The following is a 19111-nucleotide window of genomic DNA, read 5'->3' on the forward strand; positions in this document are numbered from 1 at the left end:
GCTCGTCCTCCTCAGACGATCCGCAGTTTCAGGCAGGTCCTGGCAAAGGGGATGCGCAGTCGATAAATTCTCGGGGGCCAGGAGCGACGCAGGCGGGCATCGTCGATATCGATTGCCTCGACCTCGATCTCGCCGGCTCCATCAAGGTCGATGCGGCCGAGGCCTTCGAAATAAAGGGCTTGATGGATAATCGGCTCGACGCAGGTCATCAGTGAAAGCACAGCCGGTCGGTCACCCTCATGAATATCCACGACCTCGACCTCCTTCCCGCGACGAAGCGTGACGGTTCGCCGATAGGATCGCACGTGTGCCTCGACCGGGTAGGCGGACGCGATATCCAGCGATATTTGCGCCTGGTTTTCGGTGAATTCCGTGTGGACATTCCGCGCCGCGAAATCCGCGCCATCGGCCTGGTTCATGTCACCGAAGCTCGGCAGATTGTGGAAGGCGGACTGCATGGTCCAGATGTCGTAACGCTCCGAAGAGAAGGTCTTGGCCGTGTAAGTTTCGACCCCGACATCGATCAGGAAAGGCTTGCCATCCTTGTAGAGCGTCAGGCTGCCGACATCGTTGTGGTTATGGCTTTCGCCGTTATTGCCGCCTTTGACGGCCAGCGAAAAGCGGTCGTCGCGGGCGATGAACAGGCCAATCCCCGGATAAAACGCATCACCGGGGGGCTTCGCTTCCCTCGCGATCTCGGGCGTTAACAGCAGTTCCTGCACGCGATACCAGAGGTTCCACTCCTCCGGCAGGTGCTTTTGCTCTGACGACAGGCGGTCGCGCGCGGCGAATGCCGCCAAGACGTCCGACCCGACGGCCTTACCGAAGAGATATTCGCGTACGGTGCAGGGTTCTATGACGGCGGCGGAATCGGAAAAGTTGAAATACCGGCGGCCGGCCACATGCATGTTGACAATGTATTCCGCCATGCCGCGGATTTTTGGAGCTTTCCAGAAAGGCGCCATTGAAGCCGGCGCCACCGTGTCCAGAATGGCCATCGCTCCGGCCATACAAAGCGCCGCATGGCGATAGTAGACCACTCCCTCCTCGCAGGCCCCATCTTCAGCGTAGTCCTTGATGAAGGCGTCCAGGCCGGAAAGGGCCTTTTCGACGACCCGCCTGCGTAGATCCTGATCCGTTTTCAGGGCAAAGGCCGATAAAAGGACGTTCTGCGTTATCCATGCCGTCCAGTTGTTCATTCGCTCGGCGCCGTTGCCCATCCACCAGAAATGCTGGTCGAGGTAGGGCGACAGAACGCGGGCGCGGAGTTCGCGTTCGATCCGGCCGACGATCTGCGGGCTGACCTTGTCGAGCCGATCTCCCATGAGAGCAGCCACGGTCGCCAGCAGAGCACCCGTCTCTGCCGCAAACAGATCGATGACCGGCCGCTCCGTATCGGGCAATGCAAACCGCTGCCCACCCCGTTCATAAGCGTTGTGAGCCGGAAGCTGCCATCCGCTTTCCTCACAGATCAGAAAGACGCCGTCGATGATCGCATCGATGAAGCGGCCCCTGCCCTCAAGCAGCTCGGCGAGAACCAGATCGTTCAACATCCGCCGCCGCGAAAAATACAGCGATTCAAAGCGCGAGCGGTTACCGTTCAGCGAATATTCCCGATAGTCCGCAGCCTTGATGACCGACCAGGGCCGGCCCAGGGCCGCCTCTGCATCGCGCATGACCGCGGAACGCATGTCGTCCGATACGGCGCGCCACGCGGCCCGGTCCTCGACCGGCGAACCGGGCATGAAGTCTGCCAAAACCGGCGGCAACGATCCGGCGATCTCGCTGAACATCAAACCTCCTCCATGCGATCGGTAACGACCTCAAACGCCACCTATCATACGTATTTTAAGATGACTACAAAATTCATATGATTTATCCATAAATTTGTTTGACCAATGCGGGAGATGTGCTATTCCCTCAGCCGGGAGGCGGCACGCCCGGCATCATGGCTGCCTGCTGGCCGCGGATGAGCCCTTGGGCATCGATCGGAGCGTCCTGGTTCGAGGAGGGATAAAATTGTCCATGTCGAATTCGACCATCGCCGCAGGCGATGCGCCGGCTACGTCCCGGCGAGCGACCAGGATATTGTCGCGCCGCCGACGCAAGATACAGAGCGCGCTGGTCGCCTACTCCTTCATCGCGCCGAATTTCCTCGGTTTTGCCGTCTTCACGCTCGGGCCGATCCTGTTCGCCTTCGTGCTGGCATTCATGCATTGGGACGGCTCCAATGCGATCACCTTTGCCGGCCTCGACAACTTCTGGCGGCTGTTCGAGGACAAGGTCTTCATTGCCGCATTCTGGAACACGATCATCTATACGGTCGTATCGGTTCCCGCGACGCTCGCCTGCGCGCTCGGCCTGGCGATCCTGCTGAACCAGAAGATCTTCGGCCGCGACTTCTTCCGCACGGCGATGTTCTTCCCCTATGTCGCTTCGCTGGTGGCCGTCGCCGTGGTCTGGAACATGATCTTCAACCCCGAAATGGGGCCGGTGAACATGATCCTCTATACGCTCGGCCTGGACCCCAAGGACATGCCGGGCTGGGCTGCCGACCGGCATTGGGCGATGGTAACGGTCATCCTCTTCGGTGTCTGGAAGAGCATGGGTTATTACATGGTCATCTATCTCGCCGGGCTGCAGGGCATCAATTCCGAGCTTTATGAAGCGGCCGACCTCGATGGCGCGAATTCGTGGCAGAAGTTTCTCTATGTTACCGTGCCGCAGCTCGCTCCCACGACCTTTTTCGTGACCGTCATGCTGACAATCCAGTCGTTCAAGGTCTTCGACCAGATCTACATGATCACCCAGGGCGGCCCCGGTACCTCGACCCTCGTTCTCGTCTATCACATCTACAACGAAGCCTTCATCTCCTGGGACCTCGGTTACTCCAGCATGATTGCGCTCGTTCTCTTCTTCCTCGTGCTGGCGGTCACGGTCGTCCAGTTTCGCCGACAGAAGGAGGATTGATCCTTGAAGATTGCCGGACGCAAGATCACCGCCAAAAGGATTGCAATCTACGCGACGGTCATCGTCATCACCGCCGTGATGCTGATGCCTTTCGCCTGGATGCTTTCAGCCTCGCTGAAGCTCAGCCGCGACGTCTTCGTATTCCCGATCGAGTGGATTCCGTCGCAACCGCAGTGGCAGAACTACGTGGATATCTGGACGAAGATTCCGCTCGGCCTGTTCATCTACAATACATCGAAGCTGACCATCATCGTCACCCTGCTTCAGTTGCTGACGTCGAGCTTCGCGGCCTATGCCTTTGCCAAGCTCGAGTTTCCCTACAAGAACACGCTTTTCCTCGGCTATATCGCGACGATCGCCATGCCGTGGCAGGTCTACATGGTGCCGCAGTTCCTGCTGATGCGCGAATTCGGCCTGAACAATACGCATCTGGCGCTGATCTGCCTGCAGGCATTCACCGCCTTCGGCGTCTTCCTGATGCGGCAGTTCTACATGTCGATCCCGACGGAGCTTTGCGAAGCGGCGCGCATCGACGGCATGAACGAATATCAGATCTGGGCCCGCATCATGCTGCCCCTGTCGAAGCCCGCACTGTCGACGCTGACCATCTTCACCTTCGTCACCACCTGGAATGACTTCCTCGGCCCAATGATCTACCTGACCAAGACGGAGCTGAAGACGATCCAGATCGGCCTGCGCATGTTCATCTCGCAGTATTCCGCGGAATACGGGCTGATCATGGCAGCATCGGTCGTGGCACTCATTCCCGTCCTGATCGTCTTCCTGTCGCTGCAGCGCTTCTTCGTCGAGGGCGTCGCCTCGTCAGGCATCAAGGGTTAACGTCATGAATGCCATTGCGCCGATCGCTCCCCCACCGATCACGGATGCCGAGGTCAAGACGGCGCTTGATCTCACCGTCGCCCAGATCCGGCGTAATCTGCCCACCTTCACCTACACGTCCCAGAACCATTCCAGCGTCGGCAATTTTTATCCCGCCGTCGAGAATACCCAGTGGACCGCGGGTTTCTGGCCGGGGGAAATCTGGTTGGCGTTCGAGCATACGGGTGACAAGGTTTTTCAGTATGCGGCACAAATCCAGGTGCAGAGTTTCCTGCACCGGATCTTGAACCGCATCGAGACCGATCACCATGATATGGGCTTTCTCTATTCACCCTCTTGCATCGCCGCCTGGAAGCTGGTGGGTGATGAGGACGGGCGCAAGGCCGCCATTCTGGCTGCGGACCAGTTGATCGAACGCTTCCAGCCGATCGGCCAGTTCATCCAGGCCTGGGGCCGCAAGGGTGTCGCCGAGGAATACCGCTACATCATCGACTGCCTGTTGAACCTGCCATTGCTCTATTGGGCCAGCCGCGAGACAGGCGATCCAAAATATCGCGACATCGCGCTCATCCATGCCCGCACGACGCTGGCAAACTCGATAAGGCCGGACGCTTCCACCTACCATACGTTCTACATGGACCCGGTTACCGGTGCGCCCGTTCGTGGCGCGACGAAACAGGGATACAAGGACGACAGTTTCTGGGCCCGTGGGCAGGCCTGGGGGATTGCCGGGATGGCGCTTTCCTATCGTTACGAGCCGATCGAGGAATATCGCAATACCTTCGACCAGCTCCTCGACTTCTATCTGAAGAAGCTGCCTACCGACCTGGTGCCCTATTGGGATCTGGTGTTCTCGGACGGAGATGGCGAGCCCCGTGATACCTCGGCAGCCGCAATCGTCGCCTGCGGGTTGCTCGAAATGGCCGAACTGGTCGAAGCGGACGTTGCCGCGCGTTACCATGAGCTTGCGCGCCGCATGATGAAAAGCCTTGCCGACCATTACGCGGTCAAGGACCCGGCCATTTCCAACGGCCTCGTCCTGCATGGGACCTATTCCAAGAAATCGCCCTTCAACACGTGCCGCGGCGAAGGTGTCGACGAGTGTGTCTCGTGGGGCGACTATTATTACATGGAAGCCTTGACGCGCCTCTCGCGCAATTGGTCTTCCTATTGGTGAGAGAACCTGATGGCCAGCATTGCACTCAAGAAACTGAACAAGTCCTACGGCGCGCTGACTGTCGTGCATGACATCGATCTGGAAATCGCCGACAAGGAATTCATCATTCTCGTCGGACCTTCGGGTTGCGGCAAATCGACGACGCTCAGGATGATCGCCGGGCTGGAAGAGATTTCCGGCGGCGAGCTTGTGATCGGCGGCGACCTGATGAACGATGTGCCGTCGAAGGACCGCGATATCGCTATGGTCTTCCAGAACTATGCGCTTTATCCGCATATGACTGTCTACAAGAATATGGCTTTCGGCCTGCAGCTTCGCAAAGCGCCCCGGGACTTCATCGACAGTCAGGTTCAGGACGCTGCGAAAATCCTCGACATCACGCATCTGCTGAACCGCAAGCCGAAGGCGTTGTCCGGCGGCCAGCGCCAGCGCGTCGCGCTCGGGCGCGCCATGGTCCGCAACCCGGCGGTCTTCCTGCTGGACGAACCGCTCTCCAATCTCGACGCCAAGCTTCGCGGCACCATGCGTGCCGAGATCACCAAGCTGCACAAGCGCCTCGATGCCACCTTCATCTACGTCACGCATGACCAGATCGAGGCGATGACCATGGCGGATCGCATCGTGGTGATGAAGGACGGGCATATCCAGCAGGTCGATACACCGCAAAACCTCTACGATCGCCCCGTCAACATGTTCGTCGCGGGCTTCATCGGCGCGCCGCAGATGAACATGATGCCATCGGTGATCGAGCGGCGCGGCGACGGATATTTTGCCCTGTTCGACGGACGGGAACTGCCATTGCCGGCGCATTTCGACAGCAGCCGCATCGCACCCTATGAAGGCCGGGAACTGATCATCGGCGTCCGGCCCGAGAATTTACATGAATTGCCGCCGGCCGATATCGCACCGGAAAATCTGGCGCCCTTCAGCGCCGTCGTGGAACTCGCCGAACCGATGGGCTCGGAAGTCCACCTCAATATCGTCGCCGGCGGGCGCAGCTTCATCGCGCGGGTGTCTCCCCGGTTCAAGGCGGCGATCGGCGACGAGGTCAAGCTGGTCATCGACACAACCAATATGCAGTTGTTCGACAAGGAAACGGAGCGCTCGATCCTTTATTAGGCGAGCGGGAGGAAACGGCCATGCAATGGCTACGGGACATGTGGACGAAGGAAGGGCCGGGCATTCCGAAGAATGCGCCGAAGAAGAGCGGTCTGGCCCTTTTTGCAGATACATTGGCACGCGAGTGGTGGGAGATGGTCAAGTTGAACATCCTGTTCATCCTGACCGCACTCTTCGTCGTCACCATTCCCGCAGCAATCGTCGCAACCGCCCGGGTTTCCGTCACCTTCGTCGAAGATCGCAACAGCTATCTGCTGCGGGACTATGTCGAAGCGTTCATCCGATATTTCTGGCGTGCGACCGCGTGGGGACTGGCCTTCACCCTTGCCGTCGGCGTCGGCGTCTTTTCGATAGCCACCTATGCCGCGACCGCCAGGGACAATCTCGTCCTGGCCGTGCCGCTGACGATCGCGCTGGTAGCGACGGTTTTCATTGCCGTCGTGGCGTGCCACCTCGTCGTGTTGATGGTGATGCGTGATCTTCCGCCGCCAACGCTGCTGCGGCTTGCAACCATTGCATCTGTCATCCGTCCGCTACCGGCGCTTGCGGCGCTTGCGTTCGTGGCCGTCCTCTGGCTCGCGCATATCGTCTTCTATCCAGTGTCGGTCTTCATGCCGGCCACCCTCAACTTTTCACTCGGAATGTTCGCCGTCGCATTCGGCGTCCATCGGGCAGCGGTCATGGTTCTAACCCTGCCAATGGCAACACAGGCGCATCGCGAACCGCATGCTGGTGACGCTACGCATATCTAATCCAGAGACACTTCAGGGAAGGAGAACAGAAATGTATTTGGAAAAACTCGGGAGATCGGTGAAGTTCGCGATGGCGGGTCTCGCTTTTGCGGCTTCAGCCGCGGGATCGGCATACGCCCAGTCGGGCAATGCCGTGACGCTCAAATGGGCGCTGTGGGATTGGGATAAAGTCGCTTATTACAAGCCGCTCATAGAGGCATACCAGGCCAAGCATCCGAGCGTTAAGTTCGAGTCCGTGGACCTCGGTTCGCAGGACTACCAGCAGATGATCGCCACGCAGCTGACGGGCGGCTCCAAGGATATCGATATCGTCACCGTCAAGGACGTTCCGAACTACACGAACCTCGTCCGCGCCGGCTCGATTTCGGACCTCTCCGGCTTCATGACGGAACAGAAGATCGACCCGGCGTCCTTCGGCGGCCTCGTCGACGAACTCAAGATCGACGGCAAGGTCTATGCCCTGCCTTTCCGTTCGGATTTCTGGGTCGTCTATTACAACAAGGATATTTTCGACAAAGCCAATGTTCCTTACCCGACCAACGACATGACCTGGGCGCAGTTCGACCAGATCGCAACAAAGCTCGCCGGCGGCATGGGCGCGAACAAGACCTACGGTGCGCTCTTCCACACGTGGCGCTCCACGGTTCAGCTTCCGGGCATCCTCGACGGCAAGCAGACCCTCGCAGGTCCGGACTACGCTTTCCTGAAGCCGTGGTATGAGCGTGCGCTTGCCCTGCAGAAGGCCGGCGTCGTTCCGTCCTATGCGTCGCTGAAGACCTCCAACACCCACTATTCGGCGCTGTTCTTCAACGGCACGATCGGCATGCTGCCAATGGGCACCTGGTTCGTGGGCACCCAGATCGCCAAGGTCGCCTCCGGTGAATCCAAGAGCAAGAACTGGGGGATCGTGAAGTTCCCGCATCCGGCTGGCGTTGCAGCAGGCACCACAGCAGCGCAGATTTCGGGTCTGGCCGTCAACGCCAACTCCACTCACAAGGCCGAGGTACTGGACTTCATCAAGTTTGTCACCGGTCCGGAAGGTGCGGCCATCATCGCCGGCACCGGTACGATCCCGACCGTCCGCACGCCGGAAGTCACCGCCAAGATCGCATCTCTGCCGGGCTTCCCCCAGGATCAGGCGAGCAAGGACGCGCTCCAGTCGGGCAAGTCCTTCCTGGAAATGGCCGTCAATCCGAACGCTGCAAAGATCGAAGTTGTTCTCAACCGCGCGCATGACTCGATCATGACCGACAACATCTCGATCGATGACGGACTGAAGGAAATGACCGAAGGTGTGAAGGCCATCAAGTAATAGCCCGACCCGCGGAGGCAGTTCCTCCGCGGGCCTCTCTTCGATGAAAATGGTTTGCCAGTGATCTACGACCCAGCTCGAGCCAATCCCCTTTACGGGAACCCTCTTCTTTCCCGAGACGACCTCGGCAAGGCGGTCCTGGATCTGTTCAAACCGCTTCTTCCTTATTTTTCACAAGGCGGCGCGCGGGTTCGCCTGAGCGCTACCGGGGCGCATTTCGACCGTGCCGCGGCCGACCTCGAAGGTTTCGCTCGACCGCTCTGGGGCATCGTACCGCTCTCAGCCGGCGGCCATGATTTCCCGTATTGGGATCTCTACCGCCGCGGCCTCGCAAACGGCACCGATCCCTCTCATCCGGAATATTGGGGCGACATTTCCGACCGCGACCAGCGTCAGGTGGAACTGGCCGCGGTGGGTTTTGCACTTGCCATGGTGCCCGAACACATCTGGGACCCGCTCAGCGAAGGGCAGAAGGAAACCGTCGCAGCCTATCTCCAGTCAGCCCATGACAAGGAATTCATCGACAATAATTGGAAATTCTTCCGGGTTCTCATCGATCTCGGCCTGACACGCGTCGGCATAAGCCTGGACCGATCGAAAACCGAGAAATATCTCGATGAGACCGAGACCTTCCGGCTTGGCGAAGCCTGGTATCGCGACGGGCCGGTCAAGCGCGTCGACCACTACATCCCTTTTGCCATGCATTTTTATGCGCTGATCTATTCGGTTCTGGCGAGGGGAGACACCACGCGCGGTGATGCCTATCGCGAGCGTGCTCGCGTATTCGCGCAAGACATCCGCCACTGGTTCGGTCCGGATGGCGCCGCCCTCGCCTTCGGGCGCAGCCAGACATATCGGTTTGCCGCCGGCGGCTTCTGGGGCGCATTGGCGTTTGCCGACGTCGAGGCTCTGCCCTGTGCCGAGATCAAGGGTTATTACATGCGCCATATCCGCTGGTGGTCGAAGCTTCCGATCGCGGACCGGGACGGTGTGCTGTCGATCGGCTACGGTTATCCCAATCTGCTGATGAGCGAGAGCTACAACTCCGCCGGCTCTCCCTATTGGGCGCTAAAATTCTTCCTGCCGCTCGCTCTGCCCGCCGACCATCCATTCTGGCTGGCGCAAGAAGCGCCAGCGCCGTCCTTCGCGGAACCGATTGCGCTCAAGGAACCCGGCATGGTCGCCATGCATACGCCCGGCAATGTCGTCGTTCTTGCCTCCGGTCAGCAGCACGACAAGATGCGCGGCGCCCACGAGAAATATTCGAAATTCGCCTATTCCACCCGCTACGCCTTCAACATCGAGGCCAACGACCGGCATTTCGCAGCCGCAAGTTTTGACGGGATGCTGGGTCTCTCCGACGACGGCGTGCATTTGCGCATGCGCGAGACACTCGAGCAGGCGCTGATCGCCGGTGACAAGCTCTACTCCCGCTGGAAACCCTGGAGCGATGTCACGGTCGAGACATGGCTGGTGCCGGCCAATCCCTGGCATATCCGCATCCACCGCATTGTCACGCCCCGTGCCCTGCAAACGACGGAAGGCGGCTTCGCCATCGAGCAGGCGGATTCCAATGCCGATATTTCCAAGCAAGGTGAAGGGTTAGCCGTTTGGCACGGCCAAACCGATACAAGCGCAATCATCGACCTCTCACCTGCCCTCAGGCGAGAGGGCCACAGCATGAGCCCGATTGCCAATACCAATCTCATTCACGCCAAGACGCTTCTTCCGCAGCTCCGTGGAGAGATCGTGGCGGGGACGACGCTGCTCGCCGCAGCAGTCATCGCGCTCCCCAACGCCGAGATGGACCCAGCATTTCTGCAGTCCATCCCGGCTTGCCCGGATGTGGCGGAGCTGGAACGGCTGTTCCGCACGACCGGGAATGTGGTTCCCGCCTTTGACCTCGCCGGCGGGCGCCAGTAATGTTGCTTACACCTGCGCCCAACCACCATCCACGGTAAGTTCCACCCCCGTTACAAACTCAGACTCGTCAGACGCGAGGAACAGTACGGCCTTAGCAATCTCGTGCCCGGTACCCATCCGACCGAGAGGCGTGTGGGCAGTCGCCTGATTTTTCATCTCGCGGATCATTTCTTCGCTCAGGCCGGTTCTGCGCATGATGTCCGTGCCGATATAGCCTGGGGCCAAGGCGTTTATGCGAATACCCTTAGGCCCGTATTCGGCTGTGAGAGATCGCGCCAGCGAACGGAGGGCGGCTTTCGTTGCAGAATAGACCGACAGACCGGCTGTCCCTCGCACGCCTTGGATCGATGTGTTGAGGATGATCGAGCCGCCGGCCTGCATCAGGGAAATAAGCTTCTGGACGGTGAAGAACGTGCCCTTGAAGTTTATGCCTACCGTAAACTCGAAGTCTTCATCAGTGACCTGTTCGAAAAGGCCTGGTTTTGCACTGCCGGCATTTGCGAACAGGATATCAAGGCGGCCATGCCGGCTTTCGACGTAGGCCCGCAGAGCGTCGAGCTCTGCAAGCTTCGAAATGTCGCTCCGGAACGCTTCGACCCCTGCTCCGACTTCCTGAACCGCTGCGTCGAGGGCCGCCTGATCCCGACCCGTGATGACGACGTGCGCTCCCTCTTGCACGAACAGCTTTGCCGTCGCCAGACCCATCCCGGTGCTGCCGCCGGTGATGACCGCGATCTTCCCGTCCAATTTACCCACACTGCCGATCCTTTCATGTTGAGCCGCTAGCCGCGCGCAGCCATGGAAGGAAGCTAATCATCTCGTGCGCGCCGCCGTAGACCGTGAGCGGGACTAGGAACTATTCCTTGCAGGAATGGCTCTATTGCTGAGGACGTGGCCCGAGCGCAAGGCAGGCTCGTCTGCGCACATCTCGGCAAGAAAATCGATGACGACGCGGAACCGCTGCGGCATTCTTCGGTTGCTGACGCAAAGAGCATGGATCGGCGACGGATCGGGCGCATAGTCTTCGAGGATCGGGACTACGTTTCCGGCTCTCAAGTCCGCCTCAAACATTGCGCGTCCACCATAGCCGATGCCGAGCCCCGCCAACACCGCGGCACGCTGATCCTCGGCATTGTTCGACCTGATGTTTCCCTCCGGTTCGAGTAAAGAAGGACCGCCGGGGCCGTTAAACTTCCAAGTCTGCGTGGCCCCCTGGGCTTGACCGACGACGAGGTTGTGATCTCGCAGGTCCGCCGGGGTGGAAGGAGTGCCGTACCGCTCGAGGTAGGCCGGTGTTGCTGCGGTCATCATATGCAGGTCTCCGATCTTGCGAGCGACCAGCGATGAGTCTCCCAAAGTCCCCACGCGCAATGCAATGTCGACTCCATCTCTCACAAGATCGACACGGCGCTCCGCGACGGACAGATCAACAGAGACGTCAGGATAGCGCGCGAAAAAGGCCGGAAGCCTGGGAATGATGTACATGGGGCCTAAGGCAGGAGGGGTCGCCAATCGGACCACGCCGGCCGGGCTGATCCTGTTTCGGCCGATTCGAATTTCGGCTTCCTCCAGGTCGCCCAGGATGCGGGTCGCGGACTCATAGAGGTCTTGCCCGGCGGTTGTCGGTTGTAGCCCGCGAGAGGTTCTGTTGAGTAATTGGGTCCCGAGATGCACCTCGAGTGCCGCGATTTGCTTGCTGACGGCCGGTTGTCCGATGCCGAGTTCACGCCCGACATCCGTGAAGCTGCCGCGTTCTACGACCCGGACAAATAACTGCAGTGACGAAAAGCGATCCATGGAGCCATTCCTTTTGGGAATAGCTTGCACGTTCTCTTCCAAACCTCAACGGCCTGGCCGGCCCGTTAACGTTCTCTTTGTACGGCTACGTGCACCGGATGATTTGAGGTGAGCTCACGATCTGTCGAAGCGCGAAAGCATCTTTGAAAGCTGAGCATTCTGCAAATGCAGCTTTTGCGCCAATTGGCTTCTGAGTTGCCTGATCTCCTCGTCCAGGCTTGCCACGTCATCGAAGAAGCTTTCTCGAGCGGACGGGGATTGCGCACTTTGATCGCTGTCTGCAGCGACAGTGCTCTGCGAAACCAGATCGGTTCGAGTTCTCTTCGCACGTCCTGGCCGCTTTGTCCGCGGTGTTCGCGGAGACTTTATGCTGGTCCGGGTTTCCGGCACCGACGCATCAGCATCAGCACCGGGTCGATCAATCTCCTGATGGGCCGGCGTCTGGATTTCTTCACCATCGACCGGCGGTGAGATTGGCTGGGAGACATCGAGATCTCTCTCGTTTTCGTTTGAAGTTGCCGTCGCGACGAGATCAACAGCCGGCTTCCCATCCTGGTCAGGATGACTGGATGCTTCCGTCGAGTTCGACGAAGGCGCAGGCGTCTGCTGCACGTCGCTTTCGCTCGCCTCGATATCGGTCTCATCCTCAACCGAGCTTGCCTGGGTTTCTACCGGCCGTCTTGGCGACCTTAACCCGGCAAGGAATTTCCACGGTGATTTCATAGGGTTTCAACCTCGAGCAATCCGCACCACGACGTTGTCGCAGCCGTAAATCCGGGCTCGCGATGAGCCCGGCTCATTCTCTCTATTACCGAAGAAACGGTGGCTGAGGTGGGTTTCGCAACCGCCCTCGCTATTGCTGGTCGATCAAGCAAGCCCGAGCCGCTTACGCAGGTCGGTATTTTCCGCGCGAAGCTTGTCTGCCAGGGTTTTACGCAGCCTTTTATTCTCTTCTTCAAGCTGAATAAGATCTGCCATCTCATCGATCGCTGCGACAGGCGCCTTGGCCGGCTGCGCGGTTTGCTTCGGCGTCCGCTTTCGTCCCGTCGCCTTGATGGCTTCCTTGGGCGTGCTCTTGGCAGCAACCTGCGTTTCTACGGGCGCAAGCTTCACTTCCTCGGCTTGTTCGCCGCGCTTCCTGCGCCCCCTCGGCAATTTCGCGGTTTTCGCAGTTGGTGCAGCTACCGTTGCTTCAGCGACTGCCTTCTGGCGCCGTGGTGCACGCTGCTTTTTAGGCGCCGGCGCCTTTGCCGGTGCGTCCGCTTCTGCAATTTCGGTAATGATCCCCGTACCGTTCTCGTCAGCCATCAATCGTCTCCCTGTATAGCCAAGAGTTCTTTTCCGCTGAGTGAAAGAGCAAGTCAACATGAACGCCAGAGATAGTTCGCTATTTTGGAAGCCAGCGCCATTGCCCATGTATAATGATGAGCGAAGAAGCGGAAGCTATCTTGCCTCCGTTGAAGAATTCGAACTGCAAACACTCTTGTTCAGAGTGGCAAGCCCCGCGACCAAATACTCCAAGCGAATTTGATCCTCGTTAGGACAACCGCAATCGTCAGTGCTGATGAATCCAAAAAAACAGAGAGACGGATTTGCGAGGTTGGCGCGTTTAAACAATGTGATTATCCAGCTTTGAAGACCAATTCGGAAATCAAGAGTTGCCTCAACAGGTTTGTCATGGATGTTTTCATTCTTCGATCGCATCGTGGGAAAATCTCGCGCTGATCGGCCTTAGGAATCGGACCCATGATGGACGACCCTGATGCAGACTTGGTCGAGGGCATCGCCTCCGGTGATCCGCAGGCAATGCGGAAGATCGTGGCGGCCAAACTGCCGAGGATATTGCTGGTGGCAACTCGCATGCTGGGTGACAAAGGCGAGGCGGAAGATGTCGCCCAGGAGACCTTTTTGCGGATATGGAAACACGCAGGCGGCTGGCGACAGGGAAGAGCGAAGTTCGACACCTGGGCACATCGGGTGGCACTCAACCTGTGCTACGACCGACTGCGCCGCCGAAGGGAAATTCTCGTAGCGGATGCTCCAGAGATGGTCGACCAAGGGCCGTTGCCCGACGCCGGATTGTTGTCCGATGACAGGGATGGCGAAGGGGTGCAACGTGCGTTGCAAAGACTGGCGCCGCGTCAGCGAGAGGCGATCATCCTGGTCTATTATCAGGACATGTCCAATCGCGATGCAGCGGAAGTGATGCAGATCAAGGTCGATGCGCTTGAGAGCCTGCTGGCAAGAGGACGCCGTACATTACGGGCAATCCTGAACGGAGAGAAAACATGACCGACAAAAAAACAGCTCCGATCGATCACGAAACTTTTCGGGCCCTGATCGATGCCTATGGATCGAGCCCGAACCGTTGGCCCGACGCGATCAGGGATAGGGCAATCTCTTTCATGGGAACTGAGGAAGGCCGCGTATTGACCACAGATGCCAGTCGGCTCGACGCCGTCTTGTCCCGTTTGTCGCCGCCCTCGCCTTCAGCCGGACTGACTGCCGGAATCCTGGCCGATGGCAAAACGTGGATCGCCAGAAGACAGAGATTTCGACGCTGGGCGATCAGCGCGGGATTGATCGGGATCGGACTTGCCGGCGGCCTGACGGGCGCCGTTGCGGTCATGGTCATCACGCCTCCCCCTGCCCTTTCCGTAAATGGCACAATGACCGCGTTCGGCGAATTGCAATTCGACAATGAGTTGACGCAGGAGACACCATGACCGACATCAATTTTAGAAGGCTGGTGATTGCGCTGCTCGCGCTCAATACGTTCCTCATCTGCGCTCTTGCGGGCGCCGGGATCGTCTATCTCAGGAAAGACCCGCCAGCCGCCGTTGCCCGAATGCCATTGGCCGGAGAGCAGCTCTCCAAGGATGATCGGGAGGCCTTTCAACGCACCATGAACGATGCTCGTCGCGTGGTACGCCAGTCTTCACTCGAAGCGCGGCAGGCACGCATAGAGGCTGCCGCGCTGATGGGCGAACCGGAATTCGACGCCAAAGCCTTGGCCAGCGCGCTGGACCGCGCGCGCCGGGCGGAGCTCGCCGTGCGCGCCGCCACGGAAGACCGGGCCGTGGAATTCGCGCAAGGACTGCCCCTCGATGCCCGCCGGCGGCTCGCAGAGGGATTGCTGGCCCGCGAGGCTCCGCGCCCCGCCACGAAATGACCATATTTGGGAAGCGACGGATTTCCCAACAGCCGCCGTTAAAGAGCCGATGACGAAACGGAGTTCGTATCGGCTATGGCCAATTCCAAAGAGATTGACGCGGCCCTGACACTCTGGCGCTTCGGCCTCGGCGCGCGTGAAGGCGATATGCAAGCGATCCGGGATGACCCTCGCGATCTTCTGCAGCAAGAAGTGGTTGAATGCTACACGCCAACGCCCGTCGGAGCAGCACTGCGTTCGAGCGCTGACCTCCTCATGTCTCTGATCGAGTACAACAAGGAAGTTCAGGCAGAACGGGACCGTCCCGCGCCAGCGCCGGTGCCCGGCCCCCAGCCGGTCGCGACCGCCGTCGGCAACGCCATGGAGGCAAACCGTCCCGCCGGGGGCATGATGGATAACGGAATGATGGCGGCTCCGTCCCAATCGCCACAGCCGGACAGGAAGGCCGCACCGGCTTCAAAACGCCCGTACCTTCCTCAGCAGATACTCATTGCCGAAGCCGACGCCAGATTCAACGGCACGATACATCAGCCATTGATCGGTTTCGGCGAACGGCTCGCCATGTTTTGGGCAAACCATTTCGCAATCGCTACCGGCAAAGGCGGCGACGTGCATATCATGGCGGGCGCCTTCGAACGCGAGGCGATACGCCCGCATGTCTTCGGCCGCTTCGAAGACATGCTGCTTGCAGTCGAGAGCCATCCGGCCATGCTGTATTTCCTCGACAACCATCAATCGATCGGCCCGAATTCGCAGGCCAACAAGAATGGAAAACGCGGGCTCAACGAGAACCTCGCCCGCGAGATCATGGAGTTGCACACGCTGGGAGTAGACGGCGGTTACGAGCAGGCAGACGTGACCTCGCTTGCCGGTATCATCACCGGCTGGACCGTCTATCGCGATGAAAAACGTCCCGGCCCGATGGGTAGTTTTGTCTTCAATGCCTATGCGCACGAGCCAGGTGACCATTCGGTGATGGGAATGACCTATGCCGAGGACGGCGTGGAACAGGGGCGCTCCGTGCTTCGCGACCTCGCCCGTCATCCGGCGACTGCCAAACATATCGCGTTCAAACTCGTTCGGCATTTCGTGGCGGACCAGCCACCGGCCGGTATCGTTCGCAAAGTCGCCGCGGCTTACACCAAGACACATGGCGACCTTTCGGCCGTCTACAACGCGCTGATCGACAGCGAGGAAGCCTGGACGCCTGGATTGTCCAAGATGCGGCCCCCGCTCGACTATGTCGTGGCGCTGATCCGGGCAACAGGCCTCAGACCGAAACCCGAGCAGATCATTTCCACCCTGAATGCGCTCGGTCAACCGCTCTGGAACCCCTCCGGCCCGAATGGTTTCTCCGACGTCACAGATGGCTGGGCTTCATCCGAAGGCCTTGCCACCCGGATCGACGCGGCTAACATTTTCGCCCACCAGGTGGGTGCGGGTACCGACCCGCGAGAGTTCGTCAAGGACCGTTTGGGACCGCTCCTTTCTCCTGAAACGCTGGAGGCGGTAGCCAGGGCCGAAACCAAGGCACAAGGCCTGTCTATCGCATTCCTTTCCCCCGAATTTCAGAGGCGTTGATCATGTTGTGCGAGCATCTTTCTCCGACCCGTCGTGCAGTTCTTGGTGCTTCCGGCGCGCTCTTTGCCTGGGCCTTCATGCCCCGCTTCGCGCACGCCGCCGGAGGGCGGGATCCGCGTTTCGTGACGATCATTCTGCGTGGTGCGCTCGACGGTTTGACGGCGGTCCCGCCAATCGGTGATCCGGACTACGAGGCATTGAGACAACAGAGCGCCATGCGGATCGATGGAGACAATCCGGCACTGCCGCTCGATGGCTTCTTCGCCCTGCATCCCTCCATGCGTAATTTTCAACGTCTTTTTCGCGCCGGACAGGCCGCCGTCGTGCATGCCAGTGCAACCGCCTATAGGGACCGTTCGCATTTCGACGGGCAGGACGTCCTGGAATCTGGGTTTCCGTCGCCGGGCCACGTCGAAACCGGCTGGCTCAATAGACTGCTCGAAGGATTGCCGCCGGGCGAACGGGTCGCGCCGGGTGCGGCCGAGCGCGTGCGGGGACTGTCGGTCGGGACAACTGCCGCGCTCGTCATTCGCGGCAAGGCGCCGGTGCTCGGCTGGGCACCTTCCATCCTGAAACCTGCGGATAGCGATCTCGCCCCCCGCCTTGCCGATCTCTACGGACAGAAGGACCCGGTTCTCGCGCGTCTTCTTCAAGAAGGGATCGACACCGGAAAGATCGCGTCCGGCATCGACATCAAGTCGCGCGGCGGTCCGGGAGATCCGAACGGCATGGAGCAGATGGCAAGAGGTGCTGCGCGGCTGATCGCGCATCCGGAAGGCCCCCGTGTCGCAGCCCTCGCGTTCGAGGGATGGGATACCCACGCTCAGGAAACCGACCGGCTGGCTAAACTGCTGACCGGGCTCGACAACGCGTTCGCTGCATTCGAGCAGGAGCTAGGGCCCGTCTGGAAGGATACCGCAATCCTCGTCGCGACGGAGTTCGGCCGCACCGCCCGTGTCAATGGGACCGAAGGCACCGACCACGGGACGGGTACGACAGCTTTTCTTGCCGGCGGAGCGATACGCGGAGGGCGAGTCATCGCCGACTGGCCCGGTTTAAAGGAAGCGCAGTTGCGCGACGGCCGCGACCTTGCAGCAACCACTGATCTCAGAGCGATTATCAAAGGGGTTGCGACCGACCTGCTTGGCGCGAATGCCGGCTATCTCCGCGACGTGGTTTTTCCGGGCTCGGAAAGCGTGCAAGCGGCACGAGGCCTGATCGTGTGATGCTAATGCTGCTCAACGCGAAAGACAGCATTTCGAGTTCCTGATCTTACCGATCGTCGACGTTTGGGACGATTTTTCACTATTCAGGAGATTCTTAAATTAAATAGTCTATTTCTTTTGTAGAAAATACCCCACCCTTCCGTGCATCGATTTCTGCATCCTGCAACGAGAAGGGGAAAATCCGCGATGACATTGGTAAAAACAGTAAGGACGGCGCTGTTCGGCCTGCTTGCCTTCGGCGCCACGAGTGGCGTGGCTGCAGCTCAGACGAACGCCTCCCTTCTTCCGAAGGTGCCGCCTGGAACGGTCCTGACGATCGGCGATCCGGTGACGCAGAAAGCTCTGGAAGTTTCCGGGTTGATCAAGGAACTGTCCTTCGAGGTCAAATGGGCAAACATCAGCGGCGGTCCGCAAACGTCGGAAGCTTTCCGTGCCAAGGCGCTCGACGTTGGATCAGTAGCCGAGATCCCATCTATCTTCGCCAACTGGAATAACCTGCCGGTCCGCAACATCGCCTATCGCGAACGCCGCGACCCGATTGCCAATCCCATCTACCGTTTCGGGGTAGCGCCGGGCGCCGGCATCAAGACGCTGGCGGACTTTCGCGGCAAGCGCATCGCCTTCAGCCCTGGCCAGGCCCAAGGCGCTCTGGTTCTGCGCGCCCTTCATGCCGCTGGCCTCAAGAAAAGCGACGTCACGCTGGTCGAACTGCCGAGCACCGGCGACGTCTATCCGAAGGCGCTGGCCAGCAAGCAGGTCGACGTGGCACCCCTCGGCGGTGTCTACATTCGGCGTTACATCACGCAATACGGTTCCGATGGCGCCACGCTCGTGGAACACGGGCTGCGCGATGATCCAGGCCACCTCTATGCGCCGCAATGGGTGCTGGACGACCCCGCCAAGGCGACGGCGCTCGCCGAATATGTCGGCCTTTGGGCGCGTGCGACCGAGTGGGTCAACAGGAACCCGGAGATCTGGATCAAGGAATATTATGTCGGGCAGCAGGGTCTGAGCCAGGATGACGGCGAATATCTCGTCAAACTGACCGGCGAACAGGTTGTTTCGGGAGATTGGAGCGAGGTGAAGAAGCGCCACCAGGAGACCATCAATCTGCTGGCGCAGGAGCTCGGTTACAAGCCCTACGACGTGGAAAAGATCTTCGACAACCGGTTCGAAAAAACCGCCGCCGCCGCTTTGGCGAAGAGCCAGTAATCCCGGCATCATCCAAGAGGAGACCTGAAG

18 protein-coding genes are annotated in these 19111 nt (G+C 59.6%); 13 read left to right on the plus strand and 5 right to left on the minus strand.

Annotation, left to right across the window (positions count from 1 at the left end):
- Nucleotides 1-11 precede the first annotated feature (11 nt).
- The gene (locus PMI07_RS08080) at nucleotides 12-1793 is read right to left on the minus strand and encodes a heparinase II/III family protein (RefSeq protein WP_007750947.1); all 1782 of its coding nucleotides are present in this window, start codon (nucleotides 1791-1793) and stop codon (nucleotides 12-14) included.
- A 232-nt stretch (nucleotides 1794-2025) separates the two neighbouring features.
- Between PMI07_RS08080 and PMI07_RS08085 the strand changes: the two genes are divergently transcribed.
- The 7 genes from PMI07_RS08085 to PMI07_RS08115 are packed head-to-tail and all read left to right on the plus strand — an operon-like array spanning nucleotide 2026 to nucleotide 10093.
- Nucleotides 2026-2970 carry a sugar ABC transporter permease gene (locus PMI07_RS08085; RefSeq protein WP_197032477.1) on the plus strand — a complete coding sequence of 315 codons (945 nt, stop codon included), beginning with the start codon at nucleotides 2026-2028 and terminating at the stop codon, nucleotides 2968-2970.
- Nucleotides 2971-2973: 3 nt separating this feature from the next.
- Complete coding sequence (locus tag PMI07_RS08090) at nucleotides 2974-3810, plus strand: carbohydrate ABC transporter permease (protein ID WP_007750937.1); 837 nt, start codon at nucleotides 2974-2976, stop codon at nucleotides 3808-3810.
- Nucleotides 3811-3814: 4 nt separating this feature from the next.
- Complete coding sequence (locus PMI07_RS08095; protein WP_007750933.1) at nucleotides 3815-4987, plus strand: glycoside hydrolase family 88 protein; 1173 nt, start codon at nucleotides 3815-3817, stop codon at nucleotides 4985-4987.
- 9 nt (nucleotides 4988-4996) lie between these two features.
- Nucleotides 4997-6106, plus strand: a complete 1110-nt coding sequence (locus tag PMI07_RS08100; RefSeq protein ID WP_007750930.1) for an ABC transporter ATP-binding protein — start codon at nucleotides 4997-4999, stop codon at nucleotides 6104-6106.
- Nucleotides 6107-6126: 20 nt separating this feature from the next.
- On the plus strand, nucleotides 6127-6858 hold the full coding sequence (locus PMI07_RS08105) for a DUF624 domain-containing protein (protein WP_007750929.1): 732 nt from the start codon (nucleotides 6127-6129) through the stop codon (nucleotides 6856-6858).
- A gap of 31 nt (nucleotides 6859-6889) precedes the next feature.
- Complete coding sequence (locus PMI07_RS08110; protein WP_007750928.1) at nucleotides 6890-8170, plus strand: sugar ABC transporter substrate-binding protein; 1281 nt, start codon at nucleotides 6890-6892, stop codon at nucleotides 8168-8170.
- A gap of 60 nt (nucleotides 8171-8230) precedes the next feature.
- Complete coding sequence (locus tag PMI07_RS08115) at nucleotides 8231-10093, plus strand: DUF2264 domain-containing protein (protein WP_007750927.1); 1863 nt, start codon at nucleotides 8231-8233, stop codon at nucleotides 10091-10093.
- Between the two features lie 6 nt (nucleotides 10094-10099).
- Here PMI07_RS08115 and PMI07_RS08120 read toward each other — a convergent pair whose 3' ends face one another.
- From PMI07_RS08120 to PMI07_RS08135, 4 genes are all read right to left on the minus strand, one after another.
- A complete protein-coding gene (locus tag PMI07_RS08120; RefSeq protein ID WP_007750926.1) occupies nucleotides 10100-10849 on the minus strand; it encodes a glucose 1-dehydrogenase in 750 nt (249 codons plus the stop codon).
- 93 nt (nucleotides 10850-10942) lie between these two features.
- On the minus strand, nucleotides 10943-11890 hold the full coding sequence (locus PMI07_RS08125) for a LysR family transcriptional regulator (RefSeq protein ID WP_007750924.1): 948 nt from the start codon (nucleotides 11888-11890) through the stop codon (nucleotides 10943-10945).
- A gap of 114 nt (nucleotides 11891-12004) precedes the next feature.
- A complete protein-coding gene (locus PMI07_RS08130) occupies nucleotides 12005-12613 on the minus strand; it encodes a hypothetical protein (RefSeq protein ID WP_007750921.1) in 609 nt (202 codons plus the stop codon).
- Nucleotides 12614-12757: 144 nt separating this feature from the next.
- Nucleotides 12758-13198: a hypothetical protein gene (locus PMI07_RS08135; RefSeq protein WP_007750920.1), complete on the minus strand. Its 441-nt coding sequence runs from the start codon at nucleotides 13196-13198 to the stop codon at nucleotides 12758-12760.
- Nucleotides 13199-13636: 438 nt separating this feature from the next.
- Between PMI07_RS08135 and PMI07_RS08140 the strand changes: the two genes are divergently transcribed.
- The 6 genes from PMI07_RS08140 (at nucleotide 13637) to PMI07_RS08165 (ending at nucleotide 19081) form a co-directional block, all read left to right on the plus strand.
- On the plus strand, nucleotides 13637-14182 hold the full coding sequence (locus tag PMI07_RS08140; protein ID WP_007750918.1) for an RNA polymerase sigma factor: 546 nt from the start codon (nucleotides 13637-13639) through the stop codon (nucleotides 14180-14182).
- Nucleotides 14179-14616 (plus strand): hypothetical protein, encoded by a 438-nt coding sequence (locus PMI07_RS08145; protein WP_007750917.1) that lies wholly within the window; start codon nucleotides 14179-14181, stop codon nucleotides 14614-14616. Before PMI07_RS08140 ends, PMI07_RS08145 begins: the two co-directional genes overlap by 4 nt.
- Nucleotides 14613-15062, plus strand: coding sequence for a periplasmic heavy metal sensor (locus PMI07_RS08150; RefSeq protein ID WP_007750916.1), 450 nt, complete (start codon nucleotides 14613-14615; stop codon nucleotides 15060-15062). The genes PMI07_RS08145 and PMI07_RS08150 overlap by 4 nt, the downstream gene beginning before the upstream one ends.
- A gap of 75 nt (nucleotides 15063-15137) precedes the next feature.
- A complete protein-coding gene (locus PMI07_RS08155; protein WP_007750914.1) occupies nucleotides 15138-16643 on the plus strand; it encodes a DUF1800 family protein in 1506 nt (501 codons plus the stop codon).
- 2 nt (nucleotides 16644-16645) lie between these two features.
- Complete coding sequence (locus tag PMI07_RS08160; RefSeq protein ID WP_007750912.1) at nucleotides 16646-17869, plus strand: DUF1501 domain-containing protein; 1224 nt, start codon at nucleotides 16646-16648, stop codon at nucleotides 17867-17869.
- A 186-nt stretch (nucleotides 17870-18055) separates the two neighbouring features.
- Complete coding sequence (locus tag PMI07_RS08165; protein WP_007750908.1) at nucleotides 18056-19081, plus strand: ABC transporter substrate-binding protein; 1026 nt, start codon at nucleotides 18056-18058, stop codon at nucleotides 19079-19081.
- The last annotated feature ends 30 nt before the right edge of the window (nucleotides 19082-19111 follow it).

This window comes from Rhizobium sp. CF080, from assembly GCF_000282095.2.
In the GTDB taxonomy this organism is placed as follows: Bacteria; Pseudomonadota; Alphaproteobacteria; order Rhizobiales; family Rhizobiaceae; genus Neorhizobium.

Coding starts and splice junctions, on each gene's coding strand:
- PMI07_RS08095 (WP_007750933.1), top strand. CDS start 3,815: ATGAATGCCATTGCGCCGATCGCTCCCCCACCGATCACGGATGCCGAG.
- PMI07_RS08145 (WP_007750917.1), top strand. CDS start 14,179: ATGACCGACAAAAAAACAGCTCCGATCGATCACGAAACTTTTCGGGCC.
- PMI07_RS08125 (WP_007750924.1), bottom strand. CDS start 11,890: ATGGATCGCTTTTCGTCACTGCAGTTATTTGTCCGGGTCGTAGAACGC.
- PMI07_RS08100 (WP_007750930.1), top strand. CDS start 4,997: ATGGCCAGCATTGCACTCAAGAAACTGAACAAGTCCTACGGCGCGCTG.
- PMI07_RS08140 (WP_007750918.1), top strand. CDS start 13,637: ATGATGGACGACCCTGATGCAGACTTGGTCGAGGGCATCGCCTCCGGT.
- PMI07_RS08080 (WP_007750947.1), bottom strand. CDS start 1,793: ATGTTCAGCGAGATCGCCGGATCGTTGCCGCCGGTTTTGGCAGACTTC.
- PMI07_RS08105 (WP_007750929.1), top strand. CDS start 6,127: ATGCAATGGCTACGGGACATGTGGACGAAGGAAGGGCCGGGCATTCCG.
- PMI07_RS08085 (WP_197032477.1), top strand. CDS start 2,026: ATGTCGAATTCGACCATCGCCGCAGGCGATGCGCCGGCTACGTCCCGG.
- PMI07_RS08130 (WP_007750921.1), bottom strand. CDS start 12,613: ATGAAATCACCGTGGAAATTCCTTGCCGGGTTAAGGTCGCCAAGACGG.
- PMI07_RS08155 (WP_007750914.1), top strand. CDS start 15,138: ATGGCCAATTCCAAAGAGATTGACGCGGCCCTGACACTCTGGCGCTTC.
- PMI07_RS08165 (WP_007750908.1), top strand. CDS start 18,056: ATGACATTGGTAAAAACAGTAAGGACGGCGCTGTTCGGCCTGCTTGCC.
- PMI07_RS08160 (WP_007750912.1), top strand. CDS start 16,646: ATGTTGTGCGAGCATCTTTCTCCGACCCGTCGTGCAGTTCTTGGTGCT.
- PMI07_RS08110 (WP_007750928.1), top strand. CDS start 6,890: ATGTATTTGGAAAAACTCGGGAGATCGGTGAAGTTCGCGATGGCGGGT.
- PMI07_RS08150 (WP_007750916.1), top strand. CDS start 14,613: ATGACCGACATCAATTTTAGAAGGCTGGTGATTGCGCTGCTCGCGCTC.
- PMI07_RS08135 (WP_007750920.1), bottom strand. CDS start 13,198: ATGGCTGACGAGAACGGTACGGGGATCATTACCGAAATTGCAGAAGCG.